This window comes from Streptomyces sp. NPDC093085, assembly GCF_040683935.1.
Classification (GTDB): domain Bacteria; phylum Actinomycetota; class Actinomycetes; order Streptomycetales; family Streptomycetaceae; genus Streptomyces.
In genome coordinates this window covers 122,287-144,719 of sequence record NZ_JBFBFB010000004.1, presented here as the reverse complement: position 1 = coordinate 144,719, position 22,433 = coordinate 122,287, and the positions used below count along the sequence as shown (strand labels likewise).

General features: G+C 72.7%; 21 protein-coding genes, 1 tRNA gene and 1 pseudogene. 11 read left to right on the top strand and 12 right to left on the bottom strand.

The genetic code is table 11. The annotated features are described in order from the left end of the window. Positions 1-254 precede the first annotated feature (254 nt). On the bottom strand, positions 255-1,343 hold the full coding sequence (locus AB0O07_RS14405; protein ID WP_365631901.1) for an NlpC/P60 family protein: 1,089 nt from the start codon (positions 1,341-1,343) through the stop codon (positions 255-257). 450 nt (positions 1,344-1,793) lie between these two features. Further along, positions 1,794-2,381: a TetR family transcriptional regulator gene (locus AB0O07_RS14400; RefSeq protein WP_365631898.1), complete on the bottom strand. Its 588-nt coding sequence runs from the start codon at positions 2,379-2,381 to the stop codon at positions 1,794-1,796. A 144-nt stretch (positions 2,382-2,525) separates the two neighbouring features. On the opposite strand from AB0O07_RS14400, the gene AB0O07_RS14395 reads away from it, so the two are divergent. Next, positions 2,526-3,380 carry an SDR family NAD(P)-dependent oxidoreductase gene (locus AB0O07_RS14395; protein ID WP_365631895.1) on the top strand — a complete coding sequence of 285 codons (855 nt, stop codon included), beginning with the start codon at positions 2,526-2,528 and terminating at the stop codon, positions 3,378-3,380. Between the two features lie 69 nt (positions 3,381-3,449). Here AB0O07_RS14395 and AB0O07_RS14390 read toward each other — a convergent pair whose 3' ends face one another. Beyond that, on the bottom strand, positions 3,450-3,749 hold the full coding sequence (locus AB0O07_RS14390; protein WP_365631893.1) for a hypothetical protein: 300 nt from the start codon (positions 3,747-3,749) through the stop codon (positions 3,450-3,452). Positions 3,750-3,928: 179 nt separating this feature from the next. Between AB0O07_RS14390 and AB0O07_RS14385 the strand changes: the two genes are divergently transcribed. Continuing rightward, a complete protein-coding gene (locus AB0O07_RS14385; protein WP_365631890.1) occupies positions 3,929-4,306 on the top strand; it encodes a nuclear transport factor 2 family protein in 378 nt (125 codons plus the stop codon). 507 nt (positions 4,307-4,813) lie between these two features. Here AB0O07_RS14385 and AB0O07_RS14380 read toward each other — a convergent pair. Then, positions 4,814-5,326 carry an RICIN domain-containing protein gene (locus AB0O07_RS14380; RefSeq protein WP_365631887.1) on the bottom strand — a complete coding sequence of 171 codons (513 nt, stop codon included), beginning with the start codon at positions 5,324-5,326 and terminating at the stop codon, positions 4,814-4,816. A gap of 253 nt (positions 5,327-5,579) precedes the next feature. On the opposite strand from AB0O07_RS14380, the gene AB0O07_RS14375 reads away from it, so the two are divergent. Next, positions 5,580-6,497, top strand: coding sequence for an ADP-ribosylglycohydrolase family protein (locus tag AB0O07_RS14375; protein WP_365631884.1), 918 nt, complete (start codon positions 5,580-5,582; stop codon positions 6,495-6,497). Positions 6,498-6,577: 80 nt separating this feature from the next. On the opposite strand, the gene AB0O07_RS14370 is transcribed toward AB0O07_RS14375, so the two are convergent. From AB0O07_RS14370 to AB0O07_RS14345, 6 genes are all read right to left on the bottom strand, one after another. Beyond that, the gene (locus tag AB0O07_RS14370; RefSeq protein WP_365631881.1) at positions 6,578-7,888 is read right to left on the bottom strand and encodes an amidase family protein; all 1,311 of its coding nucleotides are present in this window, start codon (positions 7,886-7,888) and stop codon (positions 6,578-6,580) included. A gap of 32 nt (positions 7,889-7,920) precedes the next feature. After that, complete coding sequence (locus AB0O07_RS14365; protein ID WP_365631878.1) at positions 7,921-9,384, bottom strand: penicillin-binding transpeptidase domain-containing protein; 1,464 nt, start codon at positions 9,382-9,384, stop codon at positions 7,921-7,923. Then, positions 9,381-10,889 (bottom strand): FtsW/RodA/SpoVE family cell cycle protein, encoded by a 1,509-nt coding sequence (locus tag AB0O07_RS14360; RefSeq protein ID WP_365631875.1) that lies wholly within the window; start codon positions 10,887-10,889, stop codon positions 9,381-9,383. Before AB0O07_RS14360 ends, AB0O07_RS14365 begins: the two co-directional genes overlap by 4 nt. Before the next feature lie 45 nt (positions 10,890-10,934). Next, on the bottom strand, positions 10,935-12,284 hold the full coding sequence (locus tag AB0O07_RS14355) for a HAMP domain-containing sensor histidine kinase (RefSeq protein ID WP_365633000.1): 1,350 nt from the start codon (positions 12,282-12,284) through the stop codon (positions 10,935-10,937). Between the two features lie 146 nt (positions 12,285-12,430). Continuing rightward, complete coding sequence (locus tag AB0O07_RS14350; protein ID WP_365631872.1) at positions 12,431-13,324, bottom strand: hypothetical protein; 894 nt, start codon at positions 13,322-13,324, stop codon at positions 12,431-12,433. A gap of 124 nt (positions 13,325-13,448) precedes the next feature. Then, a complete protein-coding gene (locus AB0O07_RS14345; protein WP_365631869.1) occupies positions 13,449-13,820 on the bottom strand; it encodes a zinc-ribbon domain-containing protein in 372 nt (123 codons plus the stop codon). Positions 13,821-13,980: 160 nt separating this feature from the next. Here AB0O07_RS14345 and AB0O07_RS14340 point away from each other — a divergent pair, with 160 nt between their 5' ends. Then, the gene (locus AB0O07_RS14340) at positions 13,981-14,886 is read left to right on the top strand and encodes a nuclease-related domain-containing protein (protein ID WP_365631866.1); all 906 of its coding nucleotides are present in this window, start codon (positions 13,981-13,983) and stop codon (positions 14,884-14,886) included. 60 nt (positions 14,887-14,946) lie between these two features. Here AB0O07_RS14340 and ligD read toward each other — a convergent pair whose 3' ends face one another. Next, positions 14,947-15,843, bottom strand: a complete 897-nt coding sequence (gene ligD, locus AB0O07_RS14335; RefSeq protein ID WP_365631863.1) for a non-homologous end-joining DNA ligase — start codon at positions 15,841-15,843, stop codon at positions 14,947-14,949. Positions 15,844-15,927: 84 nt separating this feature from the next. Between ligD and AB0O07_RS14330 the strand changes: the two genes are divergently transcribed. Together AB0O07_RS14330 and AB0O07_RS14325 are read left to right on the top strand one after the other, a co-directional pair. Then, positions 15,928-16,935, top strand: coding sequence for a Ku protein (locus AB0O07_RS14330; protein WP_365631860.1), 1,008 nt, complete (start codon positions 15,928-15,930; stop codon positions 16,933-16,935). A gap of 195 nt (positions 16,936-17,130) precedes the next feature. Further along, positions 17,131-17,202 (top strand) — tRNA-Arg (locus AB0O07_RS14325). Between the two features lie 136 nt (positions 17,203-17,338). Here the strand turns inward: AB0O07_RS14325 and AB0O07_RS14320 are convergent. Beyond that, positions 17,339-17,509: a hydrophobic protein gene (locus AB0O07_RS14320; RefSeq protein ID WP_365631857.1), complete on the bottom strand. Its 171-nt coding sequence runs from the start codon at positions 17,507-17,509 to the stop codon at positions 17,339-17,341. A gap of 152 nt (positions 17,510-17,661) precedes the next feature. Between AB0O07_RS14320 and AB0O07_RS14315 the strand changes: the two genes are divergently transcribed. The 5 genes and pseudogenes from AB0O07_RS14315 to AB0O07_RS14295 all read left to right on the top strand — a co-directional run. After that, entirely contained in the window at positions 17,662-17,835 is a 174-nt protein-coding gene (locus tag AB0O07_RS14315) for a CsbD family protein (RefSeq protein ID WP_365631854.1), read from the top strand. Between the two features lie 361 nt (positions 17,836-18,196). After that, positions 18,197-19,003, top strand: coding sequence for an ABC transporter ATP-binding protein (locus tag AB0O07_RS14310; RefSeq protein WP_365631851.1), 807 nt, complete (start codon positions 18,197-18,199; stop codon positions 19,001-19,003). 17 nt (positions 19,004-19,020) lie between these two features. Further along, positions 19,021-20,013, top strand: coding sequence for an iron-siderophore ABC transporter substrate-binding protein (locus tag AB0O07_RS14305; protein WP_365631848.1), 993 nt, complete (start codon positions 19,021-19,023; stop codon positions 20,011-20,013). A 52-nt stretch (positions 20,014-20,065) separates the two neighbouring features. Further along, positions 20,066-22,249, top strand: a complete 2,184-nt coding sequence (locus tag AB0O07_RS14300) for an iron ABC transporter permease (RefSeq protein ID WP_365631845.1) — start codon at positions 20,066-20,068, stop codon at positions 22,247-22,249. A gap of 34 nt (positions 22,250-22,283) precedes the next feature. Beyond that, a pseudogene (locus tag AB0O07_RS14295) lies at positions 22,284-22,408 on the top strand (VapC toxin family PIN domain ribonuclease); the annotation flags it as partial. Between the last annotated feature and the right edge of the window lie 25 nt (positions 22,409-22,433).

Genomic DNA, 22,433 nt, shown 5'->3' with positions numbered 1-22,433 from the left:
GCCGTACCCACACGCCGCCGCACCGCCCCTTCCCGCCTCACTGCGAAGACGGCCCCGCTTACCGTCACAGGGGAGGGGATACGGGCCCCCTTGACGCCGAATGGCACGGGGGACGAGGCCGGGGCGGGGCGTGTCATGGGCACGCAAATCGGGCCGCCCTCGGTTGTCCGTTAGTGGTCGGGGCGATGGGGGTGGGGTCCCCGCTCGCGCGGGGCGCACTCTTCGTGACCTGCGGCTTCAGAGGCGCTCAGGCCTCACGAAGTCCCCCCGAACCCCAGATCGGAACCGTCCGTCGCCCCCTCCGGGAGGACCGGCGGGGTGTACGCGGACGGGGCCAGTGCCACGGCCTCCGGGTCGGGGCGTACCGCGCCCAGGAGCGGATTCGCGGCCAGCGGCGAGACCTTGACGCTGGCTCCGGGGCGGGGGGCCTGGACGACCAGGCCGTTGCCCAGGTAGAGGGCGACGTGCGTGGCCTCGGGGAAGTAGACGACCAGGTCTCCCGGGCGCAGTTCGCGGAGCGGGATCCGGGCGAGGTCGCGCCACTGGTCCTGGCTGGTACGGGGGATGGGCACCCCGGCCCGGGCCCAGGCCTGGGAGGTGAGCCCGGAGCAGTCGTACGAACCGGGCCCCTCCGCCCCCCACTCGTACGGCTTGCCGATCTGCGCCACCGCGAACTCCACCGCCCGGCCGCCCGCGACCGAGGGGGTACCCCCGGGCGAGGCCGCCGTGCCCGGGGCGCCAGGAGCCCCCGCCGTACCCGTCACGCCCGCCGCGCCCACCCCGTCCCCCAGCGCGCCGGAGGCGATCAGATCCCGCTGGGCCTGCTCCGTGCCGGCCCGTTCCAGCGCGGCGATCGACGCGATCTCCGTACCGCTGAGGGAGGCCAGCATCTTCTCCACCTCGCGGAGCCGCCCCGTGACCGTGTCGCGCTGCCGCTTCTGCTGCGCGACCAGCTTCTGCTGCCGCTCCAGCGCCGTACGCGCCGCACTCTCCAGCGCGGCGGCGCGCCGCTCGCCCTCCGTCAGCCCCCGCATCGTCGCCGCCCGCGAACGCGCCGCGCGCTCCAGCAGGTACCCGTCGTCCAGGAGCCGCGCCGGATCGGGCGAGAGCAGCAGCCGCAGATAGGCGGAGAGGTCGGACTGCCCCTGATACTGCCGCCGCGCCAGCAGCCCCGCGTCGACCCGGTTCCGCTCCAGCGCGGTACGGGCCCGGTCCAGGTCCGCGCCCAGCTTCTTCGCCTCGACGCGCTGCCGGATCAACTCCACCTCGGTCGCGTTGTACGCCTCCGAGGCCTGCTCGGTCTGACGGTAGAGCAGTTGCAACTTGCCCAGCAGTCCGGACACGGAGCCGCCCGCGTACGAAGACGCAGGCCCAGAAGCAGGGCCAGGTCCAGGAGCAGGACCAGGGTCAGTGTCAGGGCCAGGATCTCTGGCGGGCGCGGCCTCACCCGAGGACCCGGCCTCCCCGGAGAGCGCGGGCTCGGGCCCGTCGGCCCCAGGGGGGAGCGGCGCACCGTACGCCGGGAAGGGCAGCACCGCCAGCACGGTGAGGGTGGCCAGCGCGGCCGTACAGACGGATCGCAGCGCGCTACGTGACACGACATCACCTCCGGGTCGGGCCGGCACGGGGCGGGACGCCGCCCAGCGGTCCGTCCAGTCCTAGGAGATGACGTGGCATCAGATGATGAGAAAAGCGCACCAATCCGCCACGCGGGGCAACGCAGTCACCCCTGCGGACCACCGCGCTCCCGCGAGCCCGCCCTCACCCGCCCGCCCCACCCTCACCCGACACCCTCACCCGACCGCCCCCATGGCCCGGTCCAGCAGCTCGGGCAGCGCGCGAGGCTCGTCCCCCGAGGTCCATGCCTTCAGGGCGGCCTCGACGCACCCAAGGGCGGCGGCGATCACCGCATCCGTGCGCGGGTCCGTCATGTCCGCCGGGTCCGCGCCGAGGCGCCGCGCGATGTCGGGGCGGAGCAGTTCATGCCACCGGGCGTTCTTCGCGCGGTGGTGCGCGGCCAGCGCAGGCGTGTTCACGACGAGCCGGGTCAGCCGCCACATCTGCTCGTCGTCCGCCTCGTACCGGCTGATCAGGGGATCGAGCGCCCGCCGAAGGGCGACCCAGGGCGCCTCGTCCGCCGGCCGCGCGGCGAGTACGTCCCGGAGCACCTCACCGGCCTCGGCGGTATCCCCGAACAGCGCGTCCTCCTTCGCCGGGAAGTACCGGAAGAACGTGCTCCGCGAAATCTCCGCCGCCGAGCAGATGTCGTCCACCGTCGTCTCTTCGTAGCCCTGGTCGAGCACCAGCTCCGCCGCAACCGCCGAGACTTCCGCCCGCATCGCCCTGCGGGCACGTTCCCGCGCGCCACCCTTCACGCTCATGGCGGCAATGGTACTACCTTCCAAACTTGGTACTGTGTCTCACGAGTGGCACCAAGTCTCACGCGGTGAGGTCGGGCAAGCCGGGCAAGGCCAGGCAGGGCCGGGCAAGGCCGGGCAAGTCCGGGAAAAGGAAGCAGGGAAGCGATGAGCGAGAAGAAGACCGTCGTCATCACCGGCGCGAGCGACGGCATAGGCGCCGCCGCCGCGCGGAGGCTGCACGCGGACGGCCATACGGTGGTCGTCGTGGGCCGGTCGCCCGAGAAGACCCGGGCGGTCGCCGCCGAACTGGGCGTCGACTCCTACGTCGCGGACTTCACGCGTCTGGACGAGGTCGTACGCCTGGCCGCCGAGCTGAAGTCCGCGTACCCCCGTATAGACGTGCTGGCGAACAACGCGGGCGGAGTCTTCGGCGCCCGGACGAAGACCGTCGACGGCTTCGAGAAGACCTTCCAGGTCAACCACTTGGCGCCGTTCCTGCTCACGCGCCTGCTCCTGGACACCCTGATCGCCTCGGGGGCGTCCGTCCTGCAGACGTCGAGCACCGTGCGCTTCGCCAAGCAGATCGATCTGAACGACCTCGACCACGACCGCGATTTCGACGCCGTGGACGCGTACGGCGCGGCGAAGCTGGAGAACATTCTCTTCACGGCCGAACTCCACCGGCGTTACCACGCGGCCGGCATCTCGGCGGCCTCGTTCTACCCCGGCAACGTCGCGACGAATTTCGGGGCGCAGGCCACGAGCCCGATCATCAGGTTCGTCCGCTTCTTCGGGACGAAGCCGGGCATCCGGCAGATCGCCCTCTCCACCAGTGAACAGGGCGCGGACCAGATCGTATGGCTGGCCGAGGGAACCCCGGGCACCGACTGGCGCTCAGGTGCCTACTACTACAAGCGCAGGGACAGCGAACCGCGCCACTCACAGGCCCAGGACCCCGACCTGGCCCGCGGCCTGTGGAAACGCTCCGAAGAACTCCTGGGCGCACGGCTCCCTTCCTGACACACCCATTCCACCGGGCGGGGCCGCCTCATCGGCCCGAGAGCGACGCCCCCCGGGTGCCACCCGGGGTCACTCCTCCCCGGCGTTCGGAGAAGCCCCCGGGGCAGGGGGCTTGGACCAGGGCCACCGGGGCCCGCGCGGCCCGCGCCCCTCGGGGACGTACACGTACCGCCAGCCCCGCTGGATCCCGAGCCGCTTGCTGTACCCGGCGGGCTCCCGCACGTACGCGTACACGGTGGGCGCCCCGCCATCGGCGGAGGGCACGGGCACCTCGTACCACTTGGGCGGATTGCCGGTGGGCCCGGTCAGCACAGGCAGCACCCGCCCGTCGAGCGGCCCACCGGTGAACAGAGTGTCTTCACTTCTCACGGGCCCAGTCTCGCCGAGGAAGGGGCGGGGCCTGCGATCGCCCGGGCCCCGGAGCGCCAGGCGAGGCGTTCGAACCGGCTCACCTGGCCGAACCTCCCGGCTTCGGCGCTGCGGATGAAGGCGTGGAGCTTGACGGGGCGGGGGGCGGGCGCACGCGCAACGGCTGGTATTACTGGGGCATGCAGGAAGAGACGGCACGCTCCGCGATCGACACGTTCATCTCCGCGTTCAACGCCTCGGACGACAGCTATGTGACTGCCCTGCTCTCCCAGGCCCTGACCTCGGACGTGGTCTTCTGGGGGCCGTTGGGCCGCAGCGAAGGCATCGCGGCGGTCGAACGGTTCGTGCTGGACATCCGGCGCCACCCGGCGGGGACCGGAACGATGGTGCGCTGCTCAGCGGTGGACATGCCTGACGAGTGGGCCCGGTACCAGTGGGTCTTCACCACACCGGACGGAGGCCCGCGTCTGGCGGGAACGGACGTCGTCCATCTGCGGCGGAGCCTCATCGACCAGGTCATCGTCTTTGCGGGGGAGATCGAGCAGTCCGCTTCCTGAGGCGTCCTGCTGTCGCTGGCCTCTCGTGAACCCGTCCCTTTCGGCCGGCGGGCCGGATCCCCAACGGCCCCAGCTCGTCGAAGACGAAGAGCCGGTCCGGGAGCGGTCCTGAACTGCTCGATCCGGTCGAGCTTGGCGTCGCGATGAGGTCGGGGGAGTGGAGCCGTTCGTGTCGTGGAGGGCGGGGCGGTTCCGTCAGGTCCTGGCGCTCGGCGGGTGGACGGAAAGTGAGCCCCGGGGTGCCGCCTTCGCTCACCGTGACCCGTGACCCGTGACCCTCAGCCCTCGGCCGTCATCCGTCGTCCGTCATCCTGGGGTCCCATCGAGCCCCGGGGAGGGGACGCGTACGGCTGACAGTCGTCTCTTCACGTACGCGTCCGTCTTGCGCGGCTCCTTACGGCGTATCGGCCGTATCGGCCGTATCGGCCGTGTCACGGGCCCGGCGCCGGTCCTTGTCCGTCATCAGGGCAGGCGGCGTCCGGCGACCTCGCGGGAGGAGTCGTTCCGTCAGTTGAACGCCCACTGCTGGTCCTGCGCGCCGTTGCAGGACCACTGGATGGCCTTGGTGCCGGACTTGGTGGTGCCGCTGGGGATGCCCAGGCACTTGCCGGTGGCGGCGTTCTTGACGGTGCTGTAGCGGCCGAACGGGTCCGGGGCCAGATCCCAGAGCTGATCCTTGCCGCTGCCGCAGCTCCACTGAATGGCCACCACGCCGTTGGCCGAGTTCCCCTGGGGGATGGCGAGGCACTTGCCGCTGTGCTGGTTCTTCAGCCTGATCTGGCTGCCGACGATCTCCGGCTCCCACTTCTGGTCATTGGTGTTCGTGCTCCCGCAGGGCCACTGGATCACCTGGGTGCCGTTGGCCTTGCTGCCGCCGGGCACGGCCAGGCACTGGCCCGTGGACTTGTTCGACAGGGAGGAAGCGGCGGCCGCGTCGGCCGTCGCCGGGGAGGCCAGGACGAGGGCGGTCGCCGCTGCGGCTGTCGCCAGAACCTGCTTGAAGGGTCTCTTGCTTGACATGTGACGTGCTGTGCCTTCCTGGTGACGGCACCTCGAAAGGGTGCTGTTCGGTAGAGGGGATGGTGTGGCGCGGGAGAAGGTTGCTTGGTCAACTTCCTTTTTTGGCAGGGAAGTTCGGGAGAGCGGGGGCGTCGGTGGAATCGGGGTACGTCGGCGGAACGGGGGTACGTCGGCGGAACCGGGCCCTGTGCCGGTACGGCTACGGTGAATACGCGGCTGAGGGGAACCCCGCTCCTGCGGCACCATGGGGGCCATGACCACCCACCGATTACGCGCCGACAGTGCCGACGGTGCCGACCGTACCGACCGCGCCGCCGCCCGCCGCAGCCTCGAAGGGCTCGCCCTGGGCGACGCCTTCGGCGAGCGCTGGTTCCCGCTCTTCCGGGACCGCGACCGCGCCTCCGCCGAGATCGCCGCCCGGGTCACCCCCGCCGAGCTGGAGTGGCCCTGGACCGATGACACCGCCCTCGCCCTCGCCCTGCACCGGGTGCTGGACGAGTGCGGCTCCGTCGAGCAGGACCGGCTCGCCTCCGCCTTCGCGCTCGCCTTCGACACCGACCAGGGGCGGGGGTACGGGCACGGTATGCACATGCTGCTCCCCGCCCTCCTCGAACGGCCCCAGGAGTGGCGCACCCTCGCGCCCGGTCTCTTCGACGGGGGCAGCCTCGGCAACGGTGCCGCCATGCGGGTCGCACCGCTCGGCGCGCGCTTCGCCGCCGACCTCGCGTACGCCGCGCACCAGGCCGCCCTCTCCGCCGAGGTCACCCACGCGCACCCCCAGGGCATCGCGGGCGCGGTGGCCGTCGCCGTGGCGGCGGGTCTTTCGGTACGGAGCGAACTCACCGTCACGGCCGTCGCCCGCGCCACCCCCGAAGGGCCCGTACGGGACGGGCTGGCCCGCGCCGCCGAACTGCCCTTCACCACCCCGCCCCGCGAGGCCGCCGCACTCCTCGGCAGCGGTGCGCGCGTCCGGGCCGACGACACCGTGCCCTTCGCCGTCTGGACGGCCGCCCGGCACCGCGACGACCTGACCGCCGCGCTCTGGGCCACGGCGGAAGGGTTCGGCGACGTCGATACGACCTGCGCCATCACGGGCGGCATCGTCGCTGCCCGTACGGGGGTGGGGGCGGTTCCGGCGGAGTGGCGGGAGCGGCGGGAGCCCTTGGCCTAGCGGGCCGGCGACCATCGGCTCGGCGGTCCATCGGCTCGGCGGGCCAGCGGTTCGGCGGTCCAGGGGCTCAGGGGCCGACGTCACGGTGCCGACAGGGCCGCCTCCGCCGCTGCCGCCGCCTCCACCAGCTTCGCGTCCTCGCCCCGGTCCGCCACCAACTGCAACCCCACCGGGCAGCCGTCCGCCGTGAACCCCGCCCTGATGCTCGCCGCCGGGTGCCCGCTCACGTTGAACGCCCATGTCAGCGCCGTCGAATACGTCGTCTCACCCGGACCCTCATGCCCATGCGGGCGATTGGGGGTGGTCGGGGTGAGGAGGAGCGAGGTGCCGGGGGCGAAAGAGGTTCCGGGGGCTGGGGCCGGGGCCGGGGCTGGGGTTTGGGCTGGAGCTGGGCCGCGGCCTCGGCCTCGGCCTCGGAACAGGGTGTCCAGCCGGCGGTTGTTCTCCGCCCGGACCTCTTCCGCCCGGACCTCCTCCGCCCGCCGCACCTCCTCCGCCCGTGCCGTCGGAACCGTCCCCTGGTGCGCTCCGCTCCGTATCGTCTGCCACGCCTCGCGCGGTTCCAGCAGCGTGAACGGAGCCCCACCGGCCCGGTCGCCGGTCGGCCTCCGTATGACACCCGCCGCGGCCAACCGGTCCACCGCCGCCCCCGCCACCGCCGCCACCTCCGGGTCCGTCTCCGCGAACCCCAGGTCGGGGGAGTAGCGGGCGGAGAGGGGGAGCGGCAGCGGGGTGCGCTCAGGGGGCGGCCCCAGCACGCAGGCCAGATACGCCCGGGCCCCCGCCGCCGAAGGTGTCAGTACCCCGGCCGAGGCCAGGCCCGTGCGGTCCGGTGAGGGGAGGAGGCCGTTCGTCGTCTTCAGGCCGAAGACGCCGCACCAGGCCGCCGGGATCCGTACCGACCCCGCGCCGTCGCTCCCCGTCGCCAGCGGCACCATGCCCGCCGCGACCGCCACCGCCGCGCCGGCCGAGGAACCGCCGGGGGTACGGTCCGGGCGGTACGGGTTGACCGTACGGCCGTGTCTGCCCTGGCCCCATGTCTGCCAGTACGTACCCGGGCCCGGCACCGCCGTCGACCCCACCGGCACCGCGCCCGCCGCGATCAGCCGCCGCGCCGCGTACGACCGGATCCCGGTCGGGCCCTTCACCGCGAACGGCATCCCCGACAGCCCCAGGCCGAGCCCCGGCTCCAGGCCCGGCCTCAGCTCCAGGCCCAGGCCCAGGGGGAGTTCCGGGTTGCCCGGGGGAGGCGCGGCCCGTACATCCCACACGTCCAGGAACGCGTTCAGCCCCGGATCCCGCCGCGCTATCCGGTCCAGCGCCTCCGCCACCGATATCCCGGCCGACGCCGACGCCGACCCCGACGCCGAAACCCAAGCCGAGTCCGTCATCACTGCCTCCCCCTGATCCCCGTCGACCCCGGTCAATCCCCTTCCCTCAACGCCGCCTCCATCACCCCCCGGGCGATCGGCGCCGCGTCGCCCCCGCCGCTGATGTCCGCCCGGTCCGCCTCCGCGTCCTCCACGACCACCGCCACCGCGACCGCCGGCCGGCCCGATGTGCCCGACTGGGCCCAGGCGATGAACCAGGCATACGGCGTCCCGGTGTTGTCCACCCCGTGCTGGGCCGTGCCCGTCTTGCCGCCGACCGTCGCGCCCGCGATCGCCGCGTTGCCGCCCGTGCCGTCCTCCACCGCGTCGATCATCATCGTCCGCAGCCGCTGCGCCGTCAGCGGGTTCATCGCCCGCGCGTACGAACGCTGCCCCGTGCGGGAGACCACCGCACCCTTCGACGTCAGCGTACGGTCCACCAGGAACGGGTACTTGAGGTCCCCTCCGTTCGCCACCGCCGAGGCCACCATCGCCATCTGGAGCGGCGTCGCCCGGGTGTCGTACTGCCCGATCGAGGAGAGCGCGAGCCGGTCGTCGCTCATCCGGGTGTCGAAGTTCGAGGCGGCGACGCGGGACGGAATCCGCAGCGTGTCGTCGTTGAAGCCGAACTTCCGCACCGTTTCGAGCATCCGGGGCAGCCCGGTCTCCACCCCGAGCCCGGCCAGGACCGTGTTGCACGACCACTGGATCGCATACGCGAGCGAGGCCCGGTCGCACCCCTCCGTCTCGTTCGGGAGCGTGGTGCGGGTGCCCGGCAGGACATACGGCTCCGGGATGCCGGTCGGCGCGTCGACGTCCTTGACCGTGCCGGAGTCCAGCGCCGCCGCCGCGGTCACGATCTTGAAGGCGGAGCCGGGCGGATACGTCTGCCGGATCGCCCGGTTGAGCATCGGCTGCGCGGGCTCCCCGGTCAGCCGCGTCCACGCGTCCGTCACCGCGCCGCCCGTCCCCGAGAGCACCTCGGGGTCGTACGAAGGGCTGCTGACCAGCGCCAGGATCCGGCCGCTGAACGGCTCGACCGCCGCCACCGCGCCGCGCCGCCCGGCCAGTCCGTCGTACGCGGCGCGCTGCACCGGCTCCTTGATGGTGGTGGCGATGGAGCCGCCGGGGGCACGGGCGCCGGTGAGTTCGTTCCAGAAGGGGAACGGGGCGAGCATCGGGTCCGTACCGGAGAGGACCGGGTCCTCGGCGTTCTCCAGCAGCGTCGTGCCGTACGTCTGGGAGGCGTAGCCGGTGACGGGCGCGTACAGCGGGCCGTGCCGGTACGTGCGCTCCCAGCGCAACTGCTGCCCCGAGTCGCGCGAGCCGGTGACGGTCTTGCCGTCGACGAGGATGTCGCCGCGCTTCTGGGAGTAACGGGCCACGGTGTCACGGCGGTTGGCCGGGTTGTGGTCGAGCGAGTCGGCGTCGACGACCTGGATCCTGGCCGCGTTGACCAGCAGGGCGGCGAGGAGGACGAGGAAGAGGACGGCGGTGCGGCGGATGTGCCGGGTCATCGGGCGGTCACCTGCACGGGGTCGAGCGGATCCCTGTCCGGGCCTCCGTCAGGACCTCCGTCCAGGCCTCCGTCCGGGCCACCGTCAGCACCTCTGGCCGGGCCTCCGTCAGGACCTCTGGCCGGACCTCTGTCCGGCCCCCTGTCCGGACCCTCGTCCGGCTCCCTGGCCGGTCCCCCGTCCGGCCCCCGGGCCGAGTCGCTCATCCGGATCAGCAGCGCGACCATGATCCAGTTGGTGACGACCGACGAGCCGCCCTGCGCCAGGAACGGCATCGCCATCCCGGTCAGCGGGATCAGCCCCATCACCCCGCCCGCGATGACGAAGACCTGGAGCCCCAGGATCGAGGCGAGCCCGATGGCGAGCAGCCGGCCGAACGGGTCGCGCAGGGCCAGGCCGATCCGGAAACCCCGGGCCACCAGCAGCGCGTACAGCAGGAAGAGCGCCGTCAGGCCGACCAGGCCCAGCTCCTCACCCGCCGTCGCCAGGATGAAGTCCGACTTCGCGGCGAACCCGATCAGGATCGACTTGCCGAGCCCGAGCCCCGTGCCGAGCATCCCGCCGGCCGCGAACGCGAAGAGGGACTGGGCGAGTTGGCCGGGGCCCTGGCCCGCCCTGATGGAGGCGAACGGGTCGAGCCAGTCCTCCACCCGGCTGTGGACATGCGGTTCGAGCGAGCCGACGACGAACGCCCCGGCGGCGGCGAGCAGCAGCCCGGCCGCGATCCAGCCGGTGCGCCCGGTGGCGACGTACAGCATGACGACGAAGAGCCCGAAGAAGAGCAGCGAGGTCCCCAGATCGCGTTCGAGGACCAGGACGAGCACGCTGAGCAGCCAGATCGCCACCAGCGGCCCGAGCACCCGCCCCCGGGGCAGTTGGAAGCGGCGCCCCGTGTAGGTGAGGGCGTTGCGGTTGGCGGCGAGGTACGCGGCGAAGAAGACGGCCAGCAGGATCTTGGCGAACTCCCCGGGCTGGAAGGAGAGTCCGCCGAACCGGATCCAGATCTTCGCCCCGTTCACCGCCGGGAAGGCGATCGGCACGACGAGGAGGAAGAGCGCGGTCGCGACGGAGAGATACGCGTACCGCGCCGGGACGCGGTGGTCGCGGAGGAACGCGACGACGGCGATGAAGAGCGCCACGCCCAGCGTGGACCAGACGAGTTGGGTGGGCGCGGCCCGGTTGTCCGGGGTCTCCAGGTCGAGCCGGTAGATCAGGACGAGGCCGAGCCCGTTGAGCAGCACCGCGATGGGCAGGAGCAGCGGATCGGCGTACGGGGCGCGCAGCCGGACCGCGATATGCGCGAGGAGCGCGAGCGCGCCGAGCCCGGCGCCGTAGCCGAGGGCGTCCGGGGGGACGGTGTGGTTCCGGCCGAGGCCGACGGCGACGTAACCGTAGAGCGCGATGAGTACGGCGCAGAGGAGGAGGGAGAGTTCGACGCCTCGGCGCCGGGGGGCGCGCAGCTCGGGGAGGGGTGCCTCGGCGCGTGGTGCCCTCGGTGCGGTCATTCCTGCAACGTAGCAAGGGGGAGTGTGATGCGGCTGTATGTCCGCTTATGGGGATGCGGGGTTTCGTGACCGATCGGAGGGTACGGGTGGCTCGTGCTGCCCGGGCCGCTCCTGCTGCTCGGGCGGTTCGTACTGCTCGGGCGGTTCGGCCGGTACGTACGCGGTGAGCGTGACCTGCGCCAGGGCGCCGCCCTCCGGGGCGTTGCGGAAGGCCAGCTCGGCGCCGATCACCTCGGCCTGCCCGGCGGCGATGGTCAGGCCGAGCCCGTGGCCGACTGCGGTGCCTTCGGTACGGAACCGCTGCGGGCCGTGCTCCAGCAGGTACGCCGGATATCCCGCGCCGTGATCGCGTACGGTCACCACCGGGCCTTCCACGGTCAGGATGACGGGGGCGCGGCCGTGGCGGTGCGCGTTGGCGACGAGGTTGCCGAGGACGCGTTCCAGGCGGCGGCGGTCGGTCTCGACGGCGGCGTCGCGGAGGATACGGACCTCGGTGGTCCCGGAGGTGGTCCCGGGGGCGGGGGCGCTCGCCGCCCGTACCACCCCCTCCACCAGGGGCCCCAGCGCGTGGACCGCCAGGTCGACCTTCTCCGTACGGGCGTCGAGGCGCGAGATCTCCAGCAGGTCCTCGGTCAGCTTCCGCATGGCGCGGACCCGGTCCCGTACCAGCTCGGTGGGGCGGCCCTCGGGGAGGAGTTCGGCGGCGGCCGAGAGGCCGGTCAGCGGGGTGCGCAGCTCGTGGGCGACATCGGCGGTGAAGCGCTGCTCGCTGAGCAGCTTCCGCTGGAGCGTGGCGGCCATGGCGTCCAGCGCGGCGGAGACGGTGGCGACCTCGTCGCGGGGGTACGGGACCCGCCTGGACCCGGACCCGGATGCGGATGCGGAGGTGGCGGTGGGCGGCCGGGTGCGGGGGTCGTCGACCCGGGCGTCCAGGTCGCCCGCGCTGATCCGGCGCGCGACTTGCGCGGTGAGGTGGAGGCGGCGGGTCACCCGGGTCATGGCGAAGGCGCCGACGAGGAGTGTGGCGCCGATGGCGAGCACCGAGGAGCCGAGGATCGCGCGGTCCAGGTGGGTGATGGTGGACTGGCTGAGGGAGTAGTCGACGTGGGCGGCGAGCGCGTGGCCGTCGGCGGGCCCGGCGGCCCACATCGTCGGCCGGCCCCGGAAGGCGGCGACCATCGTGCCGCGCTCCCCGTGCGTGGCGAGTACGCGCAGCGGCTCCGGCAGGCCGGGCGGATCGACCCCGGCGAACCGGGGGAGGGGGCGCCCCGACTCGTAGATCCGCGTGACCTCCGTGAGCCGGGAGAGCGCCTTCGCGCGGGCGGCGTCGACGGTCTGCCGGGTGACGGAGACATGGACGAGGATGCCGAGGAGGGTGGCGAGGGCGCAGCACATCACCGTGATGAAGACGGCGGCCTTCCAGGTCAGCCGAGCGGTCCAGGCGGGCGGCCGGAACCAGGCCGGAGGCCGCCGGTTCGGGAGTCGGAGCCAGGCCGGTCGCCGCCGGTTCGGTGGGCGGAGCCAGGCCGGCGGGCGGGGGCTCACGGTGTCACCGACGGGGCGGGGGCGGCTGGGGTGACCGGGGTGGCCCGGGTGGTGTGCGTGGTGTGCGTGGCGCGCTGGGTCTCGCGACGGGTCGGGGCGGCCGTGGCGTGGCGGGCCGGGATGGTGCGGTCGGGGCCGTCGGCCGGGTTGGGGACGATCTCGTCGTGGGTGGGCAGCATCGTGCCCCGCTGGGCGTTCCACGACCAGGTGGTGCGGTACGCGTACCCCGGAAGGTCCCCCGCGACGACGCGCAGGATCAGCTCGCGGCCCGCGAGTTCGACGCCCGTGATGGGGTCGGAGGTGGACATGATCCGGGTCAGGCCGCCGTTCTCGGCCCTATAGCACCGTACGGAGAGCTCGTGGTCGGGGAGGCGTATGCCGACGATCAGCTCGTCGTGGCCGTCGCCGGTGAGATCCCGGTGGTACGCCTTGAGGACCGGGCAGGCGGACAGCCCGCCGAGCCCCTGCTCGCCCGGCTTCCCCTGCCCCTGCTCGTTCCCCTGCCCCTGCCCTTGCACCTGTCCCCGTTCCTGTCCGTTCCGGCCGCAGTGGTCGAGGGCGGTGGCGGTGGCGCTGGGGAGCCCGTCGATGCCGTAGTCGTCGGCGGGCCGCCCGGCGTCGTCGGCGCGGACGACGGCGACCGGGTCCAGCGCCGCGACATCGCCGTGCGCCACCTCGATCCCGGGCACGCGCCGCCGGTCGCTCTCGCCGACCTGGAGGGGCGGTGTGGAGGCGGCGGGGAGACCGGGCCAGAGGCGGACGGGGCCGGCGGCGGTGGGGGTGGGGCCCGCGCTCTTGAGCCCGCTCTCGTCACCGCAGGCGGAGAGGGTGAGGGCCAGCGCGGCGGTGACGGCCAGCGCGGTGGCGGCGGTGCGGCGGCGAGGGTGCACGGGGCTCCTGGGGCGGCGGCGGAACCGGGTCGGTCGTTCCATCACCTTATGGGGTGATAGCCCACTTGTGTACGGTTCGCCACCGGACCCCCGGCAGAAGCCCGCCCGGACCTCCCGCCGGACCTCACTGCCGGTACGGGTTCCCCTGGCTCGGCTGGCCGGTCTGACCGGGCTGGCCGTACGGATTCCCCGGCCCCGGCTGCCCCGGCTGGCCGTACGGGTTCCCCTGGCCCGGCTGCTGCGGGACGCCGGTGCCGTGTGCCGCGCTCTGGGCGAGGAGCTGGTCGGCCTGCTCCTTGGAGATCCGCTGCTCCATACCGCAGAAGGTGCACTGGGTCGCGAAGCTCGTGGAGAACGGGAACAGTGGGATGAAGAAGAGCGTGAACTTGGTGACGCGCTTGCGCAGCGTGTGCGCCGAGGGGTTCCCGCAGTGGCCGCAGACCAGCGTCAATATCGCCAGTTGGTAGAGGTAGCCCCTGGTACCAAAGATGATCATAAGTCGTTCCTCACCGGGAATGGCCGGAAGTGTTGTGAGGAGAGTGTGCCGCATCCCCCCGACAGGGGAAGGTCCGGACCGTTCCCGGTCGTTCCCGGCCGGACCGTTCAGACCCTGGGACGGAGGGTATTGAGGGGTCATGGCAGGTGGTGGGGCGGAGATGAGTCGCTTACGGGTCACCCCCGGGTACCGGCGGGGGCGGGACCGCCTCTATGTCAGCAGACGGGACGGCAGAACCGTCGCCTGGTACGACAAGAGCACCGGCCGGGTCAACCTGCTCACCGGCGCGGGCCACGAGGACATCCTGGCCGCGCTGGCGCCGTACCTCACCGGCGAGGTCACGATCGGCCCGGCGCCCGTACCGACCCCGGCGGAGCTCGACCGGCTCTCGCTCCCGCCCGACGACGACCTGGCCCCGAACCGCCCCGGCGAGGCGCTGCACGCGCGACTGGACGAGGCGTCGGAGAGCCCGGACACCCGCCACAGATCCCCGTCTTCCCTGTCCTTCCCAGCCTCCCCGTCTTCCCCGTGGCGAATTCCCCCGTGGCGAAGGGGCCCAGGCCCGGGTCATGTCTTCCGTAGTGCTCCCCGTGGCCTCGCCGCCGAACTGGCAGCGCAGGAGGCGGTCGGGGCGGCGCTGGACGCGCTGGAGGGTGCGGGGTGGCGGGTCCTGCACGCGATCCCGCTGCCCGGGGCGGCCCGTATCGACCACCTGGCGATCGGCCCGGCGGGGGTTCTGACGGTACGGACGGTCGCCGGCCACGGCCGCCGCGTACGGGTGGACGACCCGCTGGTGGCGCTCGGCCGGGGCGAGGCGCGCCCGCATCTGCGCTGGGCCCGCCGGGACGCGGAACGGGCCGCTTCGGCGCTGGCCACGGCGGTGGACCCGGTGCTGGCGGTGGCCGGGGCGCACGCGTCGCACCCGCTGCCGGTGGCGGCGGACGTACGCATCCTGGGCGAGGCGGACATCGCGCGGCTCGCGGCGCTGGGCGGCGTACTGAAGCCGGCGGACATCGAGGCGCTGTACGCGACGGCCAGGAACCGCCACACCTGGCACCGAGCCTGAGGCGGACCGCCACACCTGGCACCAAGTCTGAGATCCGGAGAACGCCCCCTCCCCGGCCCCTCACGGCAGGGGAGCGGCCCCCTCCCCGCGTGCGAGCGGCCCGAGTAGATCCCCGTACCGTTCAAGCCGCCCCGCGATGTCGTCCAGCCGGAAGACGAGCGGGGCGGGACCGCCGCTCCGCCCGACGCACTCCTCGACCTCTCCCCAGGTCAGCGGCGTCGAGACAGTAGGTTCCCGCTGGGCCCGGAGGGTGTACGGGGCGGCGGTCGTCTTGGCGGCGGCGTTCTGGCTGTGGTCGACGAAGACCTTCCCCGGCCGGAGCGCGCGGGTCATCCGGTGGACGACCAGATCCGGCAGCGCCTCCTCGGCCTCGACGGCGAGCCCCTTCGCGTACGCCGAGACCTGGGCCGAGTCCGTCCGTACCACCGGCACAAGGAGATGAAGCCCCTTGGCGCCGGAGGTCTTCACATAGGCGTCGAGCCCGTCCGTACGCAGCCGGTCGCGCAGCCAGAGGGCGACCGCGCAGCACTCGACGGCGGTCGCCGGCGGGCCGGGGTCGAGGTCGAGAACGAGCCGGTCGGCCTCTCCGGGGGTGCTCGCCCGCCACTGGTGCGTATGGAACTCCACGACCAGGTTTGCTGCCCACATCAGGGCCGCCAGCCCCTCCACGACCACCTGCCGCCCGGTGTCGGCGGTGCGCCGGGGTACGTCGGCGACGCGCACCCAGGAGGGGGTGCCGGGGGGCGGGTTCTTGGTGAAGAAACGCTGGCCGGCGGGGCCGTCGGGGTAGCGGAGGAAGGAGACGGGGCGGTCGGCGAGATGGGCCAGCAGGGGGGCCGCCGTACGGGCGTAATAGTGCAGGACCTCGCCCTTGGTGGTGCCGGTGGCGGCGTACAGCACCTTGTCGAGGTTGCTGAGCCTCAGGCGCCGCCCCTCCACCTCGGTGACTGGCGTCATAAAATGACATTCCCACACATATATCCCTGTGTGCCCTCTGTGACGCACGCCCTCTGTGATGTTCCCCCTGAGAGGTGGGAGACCTTGCGATCCCTATGGAACGGCGCGATCTCCTTCGGGCTGGTCAGCATCCCGATCAAATTGGTGAACGCCACCGAGAACCACTCGATCTCCTTCCGCCAGATCCACAAGGAGGACGGCGGCCGGATCCGCTACCGGAAGGTCTGCGAACTGGACGGCGAGGAGGTGGCCACCCCCGACATCGGCAAGGCGTACGAGGACGCGACCGGTGCCATGATCCCGATCACGGACGCGGATCTGGCCGGGCTGCCGCTGCCGACGGCGAAGACGATCGAGATCGTGGCGTTCGTCCCGGCGTCGGAGATCGACCCGCTCCAGATGGACACCGCGTACTACCTCTCCGCGAGCGGCGTCCCGGCGGCCAAGCCGTACACGCTGCTGCGCGAGGCGCTGAAGCGCAGCCAGAAGGTGGCGGTCGCGAAGTTCGCCCTGCGGGGGCGGGAGCGGCTGGGGATGCTGCGGGTCGTGGGCGACGTGATCGCCATGCACGGCCTCCTCTGGCCGGACGAGATCCGCGCCCCCGAGGGCGTCGCCCCGGAGACCGAGGTGACCGTACGCGACGCCGAACTCGACCTGGCGGACGCCCTGATGGACACGTTGGGCTCGGTCGACCTGTCGTCCCTCCACGACGACTACCGCGAAGCGGTGGAACAGATGATCGCGGCGAAGAGCGAAGGCGCCGAACCCCTCACGAGCGCACCGTCCGAGGCGGCGGGCGGCCGGGTCCTGGACCTGATGGCGGCCCTGGAGAACAGCGTACGAGCGGCGAAGGAAGCCAGGGCCGACGAGAAGGGCGAGAAGGGCGAGAAGGTTGGGAGGGGCGAGACGGATGAGAAGCCGGTGGCAGAGGTGACGGCCCTCCCCTCCCGCCGCCGCAAGCCCCCCGCCCCAGCCGCAGACCGGAAACCCCAGGCGAAGAAGGCGGCGACGAAAAAAGCAGCCACAAAGAAGGCGGCGGCGAAGAAAACCCCCCAGAAGAAGACCACCCCCCAGAAACGAGCCTCGGCCTGACCGCCCGCCACACCCCCTCCCGCGCCCGCCCCTCCCCACGCCCACGCCCCGCGCCCACGCCCCGCGCCCACGCCCCTCCCCACCCCCTCCCGCCTCCCTCGCCCCTCCCGCGCCCGGGCCCCGGAAATACCTGTTCACGGCCACCCCGTGGAAGCTGGTAGTGTTTCCTCCGTCGCCAAGCAACACCGGCAACACGCCCCCGTAGCTCAGGGGATAGAGCAACGGCCTCCGGAGCCGTGTGCGCAGGTTCGAATCCTGCCGGGGGCACTCGCCGGTCAGGGACCTGGGACCAGGTCCTGATCGGGTGGATGCCGACAGGGAGAGCGGGAGTCAGTACTACTGACTCCCGCTCTTTCGTGTTTGTGCGTGGACTGTCGGGTGTGTGGACTGTCGGGTGTGTGGGCTACCAGCGGTACCAGCGGCCCCGTTGGCCGCCGCCGGTGGGCGGGTGGATGACGAAGCCCAGGAGCCAGACGATCAGGACGATCACGGCGAGCCACCACAGGGCCTTTACCGCGAAGCCCACCCCGAAAAGAATCAGGGCGAGAAGAAGTACGAGAAGAATCGGACCCATTTCTATCAACCTCCGAGCCCTCTGGTTCCCCGGTCCATCCATCGTACGCGCGGAGGGGACCTTTTCCCTGTGGAAACTTTTCTGGTTTGGGGGCGGCGTTGGCGGGAAGAGGCGCGTTATCGGCATTCCCAACCGGAAAGATGTGGATGATCATGAGTGCGGACGAGAAGGCGCAGGCCAAGGGCGAGCAGCTCAAGGGCAAGGTCAAGAAGGTCGTCGGGGGTGCCGTGGGGAACGAGTCCCTGGAGGCGGAAGGGCGCGGCGAGGAGGTCAAGGGGAAGGTCCGCGACGCCAAGGAGAAGGTCAAGGACATCTTCAAGGACTGAGCCGGTCCGGGTTCGGGCCGGGTCCGGAGCCGGGGCGTTCGAGTCCCGGTTCGGGCTCACCGGATTTCGGGTTCATCGAGTTCGGGGTGCTCGGATTCGTAGGTACGGCTTGAGGCGGGATTTCGGGTGGCGCTCCCTGTGAGGGGGCGCCATTCGGTGTTTCCGAGGGGTGGGTGGTTCGGTTTTCGGGGTGAACTCCGTTGTTTCCGGGGGGTATTGGGGGTTGGGTCGTCCTGTGGGGGATCACTGGAGGTTTGGTTAGGCTAGCCTTAGCTCCGTGGATGTTGCTGCTCCTGAGCGAGAAGACCCCTCGTCACGCCTCCGTGCCGGGCCCGATGCCGTCGGGCTCGATGTGCGGGGGATGACCGTCGCGTACGACCGGGGCGATGTGGTGCACGAGGCTGATCTCGTGCTGCCCCGGGGGCAGGTCACCGTGCTCATCGGGCCCAACGGGAGTGGGAAGTCCAGCCTGTTGCGGGCCGTCGCGCGGTTGCAGAAGGCCCGGAGCGGGAGTGTCCGGGTCGCGGGGGAGCACTCGGACGCGGGGGGCGCTGTCGTGGACGCGCTCGCGCTTTCCCGTACGGACTTCGCCCGGCGCGTCACCCTGCTCGCCCAGAGCCGGGCCACGCCCGCCGGGCTGAGTGTGCGGGACGTGGTCGGGTTCGGGCGGCATCCGTACCGGAGCCGGCTGCGGGGGAGCGATCCCGACGGGGCGCGGATGGTCGAGCGCGCGCTCGCCGTCACCGATGTCGCGGAGCTCGCCGACCGGGGGGTCGAGTCGCTCTCCGGCGGGCAGTTGCAGCGCGTCTGGTTCGCCTGCTGTCTCGCGCAGGACACCGATGTCCTGCTCCTCGACGAGCCCACCACCTATCTCGATCTCCGCTACCAGGTCGAGATCCTCGACCTCGTACGCGACCTCGCGGACACCCACGGCGTGACCGTCGGCGTCGTCCTGCACGACCTGGACCAGGCCGCCGCCGTCGCCGACCAGGTCGTCCTGCTCTCCGCCGGGCGCGTCGTCGCGGCCGGCGCACCGGCGCGGGTGTACGAGTCCGCGCTGCTCAGCGACGTGTACGGGATTCACATCGAGGTCGAACCCGACGCCTCCACCGGCATTCCGCGCACCCGTGCGGTCGGCCGTCATCACCTCAGAACGGAAAGGTCCTGAATCTCGTCATGGCTGTCATGGCTATTGCTCCCCGGCGTCTCGGCCGGTGTGTCGTCGGTGTGGGCCTCGGTGTGGGCCTCGCGCTGGTGGTCAGTGGGTGCGGGACCACGGAGACACCTGCCGGCCCGGGCTCCTCCCCGGAGTCCGGGGTCACCGTCACCGACGCCCGTGGGAAGAAGGTCACCCTCGACGGTCCTGCCAAGCGGGTCGTCGGCACCGAGTGGAACGTCGTCGAGTCCCTGGTCACGCTGGGCGTGCAGCCGGTCGGGGCCGCCGACATCAAGGGGTACAAGGCGTACGACCACGCCGCGCCGCTCTCCGGCGGCGTCAAGGACATCGGCACCCGCGGGGAGCCCAGCGCCGCCACCGTCGCCGGGCTCAAGCCCGATCTCGTCGTCGCCACCAACGACCTCTCCGACTCCGCCATCGCCCAGCTCTCCAAGGTGGCGCCCGTCGTGGTGGTGCGGTCGGCGGACGCGAGCCGGCAGATCGACCAGATGCTCGACAACCTCAACCTGATAGCCGAGGCCACCGGCACCCAGGAGAAGGCCCGCGCCGAGATCGCCGCGTACCGCGAGAAGGTCGCGGACGGCAGGAAGAAGCTCGCGACGGCCGGACTCGGCGGCGCCGAGGTCGCCTTCGCAGACGGCTGGAAGGAGGGCAACCAGGTCACCGTACGCCCGTACGCCGAGGGCTCGCTGCTCGGTGACGTCAACACCGGACTCGGGCTCACCAACCCGTGGAAGCTCAAGGGCGACAAGGCGTACGGACTCGCCTCCACCGATGTCGAGGGGCTGACGAAGATCGGCAGCGCCCGGTTCATGTACATCACGAACGACGAGGCCGAGGACCCGTTCGCGGCCGGGCTCAAGGACAACGCGGTCTGGAAGTCCCTGCCGTTCGTGAAGAAGGACGAGGTCCACCGGCTGCCCGACGGCATCTGGATGTTCGGGTCCACCGCCTCCATGCGGAGTTATGTGGACGCCGTCGTCACCGCCCTCACCGGCTGATCAGAGCTGCCCCATCATCAGATCCGCCCCATAACCGGTTGAACTTGCTGTCATGAGTATCGGGACCAGACGTCATACCGGCGCGGGCCGTACCGGCGCGGGCCGTACCGGTACGGGCCGTGCCGATGCGGGTCGTACCGCCGCCGACGACATCGCCGCCGGCCGCGCTGCCGCACCGCCCGCCTCGGGCCGTCTCCGCACCTGGCTCGCCGTCTGCGGTGCCCTGGTGGTACTGGCCGGCCTCGCCGCCGTCCATCTCGGGCAGGGCACCGCCGCCGTCGACCTCTCCGCCCTCTGGCGCGCCCCCGGCGATCAGGCGTCGGCCGTGCTGCTCGCCTCCCGGCTGCCCCGGCTCGCCGCGGGGGTGGCCGTCGGGTGCGCGCTCGGGGCGGCGGGGGCGGCGTTGCAGTCCGTGTCGCGGAACACGCTCGCCTCGCCCGACACGCTCGCCGTCAACGCCGGTGCCTACCTCGCCGTTGTCGCCGTCGCCGCCTTCGGCATCCAACTGCCCGCGCTCCCCGCCGGGGCCACCGCCTTCGCCGGCGGGCTGCTCGCCGCCGGGGTCGTGCTCGCGCTCTCGCGGGCCGGGGCCGGGCCGATCCGGCTCGTCCTCGCGGGGTCGGCGCTCACCCTCGCGCTCGGCGGCCTCAGCGGCACCCTCCTGCTGCTGCGCGCCCAGCAGACCACCGGGCTCTTCGCCTGGGGCAACGGCTCCCTCGCCCAGATCGGCATGGGCACCATCGCCCCGCTCGCGCCGGTCGGGCTCGCCGCGCTGCTCGGGCTCGTCCTGCTCGGCGGACGGCTCGACATCCTCGCGCTCGGCGACGACGGCGCCGCGGTCGTCGGCGTCAACCCCCGGCTGACCCGCGTCCTCGCGGTCGTCCTCGCCGTGCTGCTCGCCGCCGTCGCCGTCACCATCGCCGGGCCCATCGGCTTCGTCGGCCTCTGCGCGCCCGCCCTCGTCCGGCTCGCCGGGGCCCGCGCCCCCGGGCTCCTGCGCCACCGGGTCTTCCTGCCGGTCTCCGCGCTCGCCGGGGTGCTCGTGGTGCTCGGCGCCGATGTCCTGCTGCGGGCCCTCTTCGGCGCGGGCGCCGGGGTCGCGGTGCCGACCGGCGTCGTCACCACCTTCTTCGGCGCCGTCCTCCTGGTCGCGCTCGCCCACCGGGCCCGCCACGACGGCTCCACGGGGGCCGGGAGCGGGGCCGGGAGCGGCGGCGGGGGCGGGGCGACCGCGTTCACCCGGCTGCGCGGCCGGCGTACGTACCTCCTCACCCTCCTCGTCACCGGTACGGCGCTGGTCTGCGCGCTCGTCGCAGCGACCCTGCTCGGCGACGCCACCCTGCTCCTCGGCGATGTCGCCAACTGGCTCACCGGACGCTCCGGCCGCCTGGTCACCTTCGTCCTCGACACCCGGCTGCCCCGGGTCGCCGGCGCCCTCCTCGCCGGTACGGCGCTGGCGCTCGCCGGGGCCGTCGTCCAGGCCGTGTCCCGCAACCCGCTCGCCGAACCGGGCGTCCTCGGCGTCGTCGGCGGCGCGGGCGTCGGCGCGGTCACCGTGCTCACCCTCGTCCCCTTCGCCGGGTTCTGGCTGATCGGCGGCGCGGCGCTGGCGGGCGCGGGCGCGGCGGCCGGACTGGTCTTCGGGCTCGCCGCCCGCCACGGCCTGGAGCAGAACCGGCTGGTCCTCATCGGCATCGGCGTCTCGGCCGGTACGGGCGCCCTGGTCAGCCTGCTGATCGTGCTGACCGACCCGTACAACGCGACGAAGGCGCTGGTCTGGCTCTCCGGCTCCACGTACGGACGTACGTTCCCCGAACTGATCCCGGTGGCCCTCGCGCTGGCCGTCGCGGTGCCCGCCCTCGTCGTCCTGCGCCGCGTCCTCGACCTGATCGGCCTCGACGCCGACACCCCCCGCCTCCTCGGCATCCGGCCCGCCACCGCCCGCCTGGGACTCCTCACCCTCGCCGTCGCGCTGACCGCGGGGGCCGTCGCCGCGGTCGGTGTGATCGGCTTCGTCGGCCTGGTCGCCCCGCACGCGGCGCGTGCCCTGGTGGGGCGGCGGCACGCCCGGGTCCTCCCGGTGACCGCGCTGATCGGCGCGGTCCTGGTGGTCGTCGCCGACACCGTCGGCCGGAGCGTCATCGCCCCCGCCCAGATCCCGGTGGGCCTCGTCACAGCGGTGATCGGCGCACCCTACTTCGGCTGGCTGCTCTGGCGGTCGCGGGGGGAGGGGTAGGGGGAGCGCGGGGCAGGGGCGGTTCGACCCCCGGGAACTCTCCGCCGGGCCCCACGAGGTCCGCCGCGACGAGGAGCAGTCCGGCTACGACGAGCCGCCGAACGGGCTCGGCGGCTCGATGTGCTCCAGCGTGCCGAGAACGGGTTCGCCCCCATTCCGTCGGCGCGGAGGCCGCCGTGCCGGT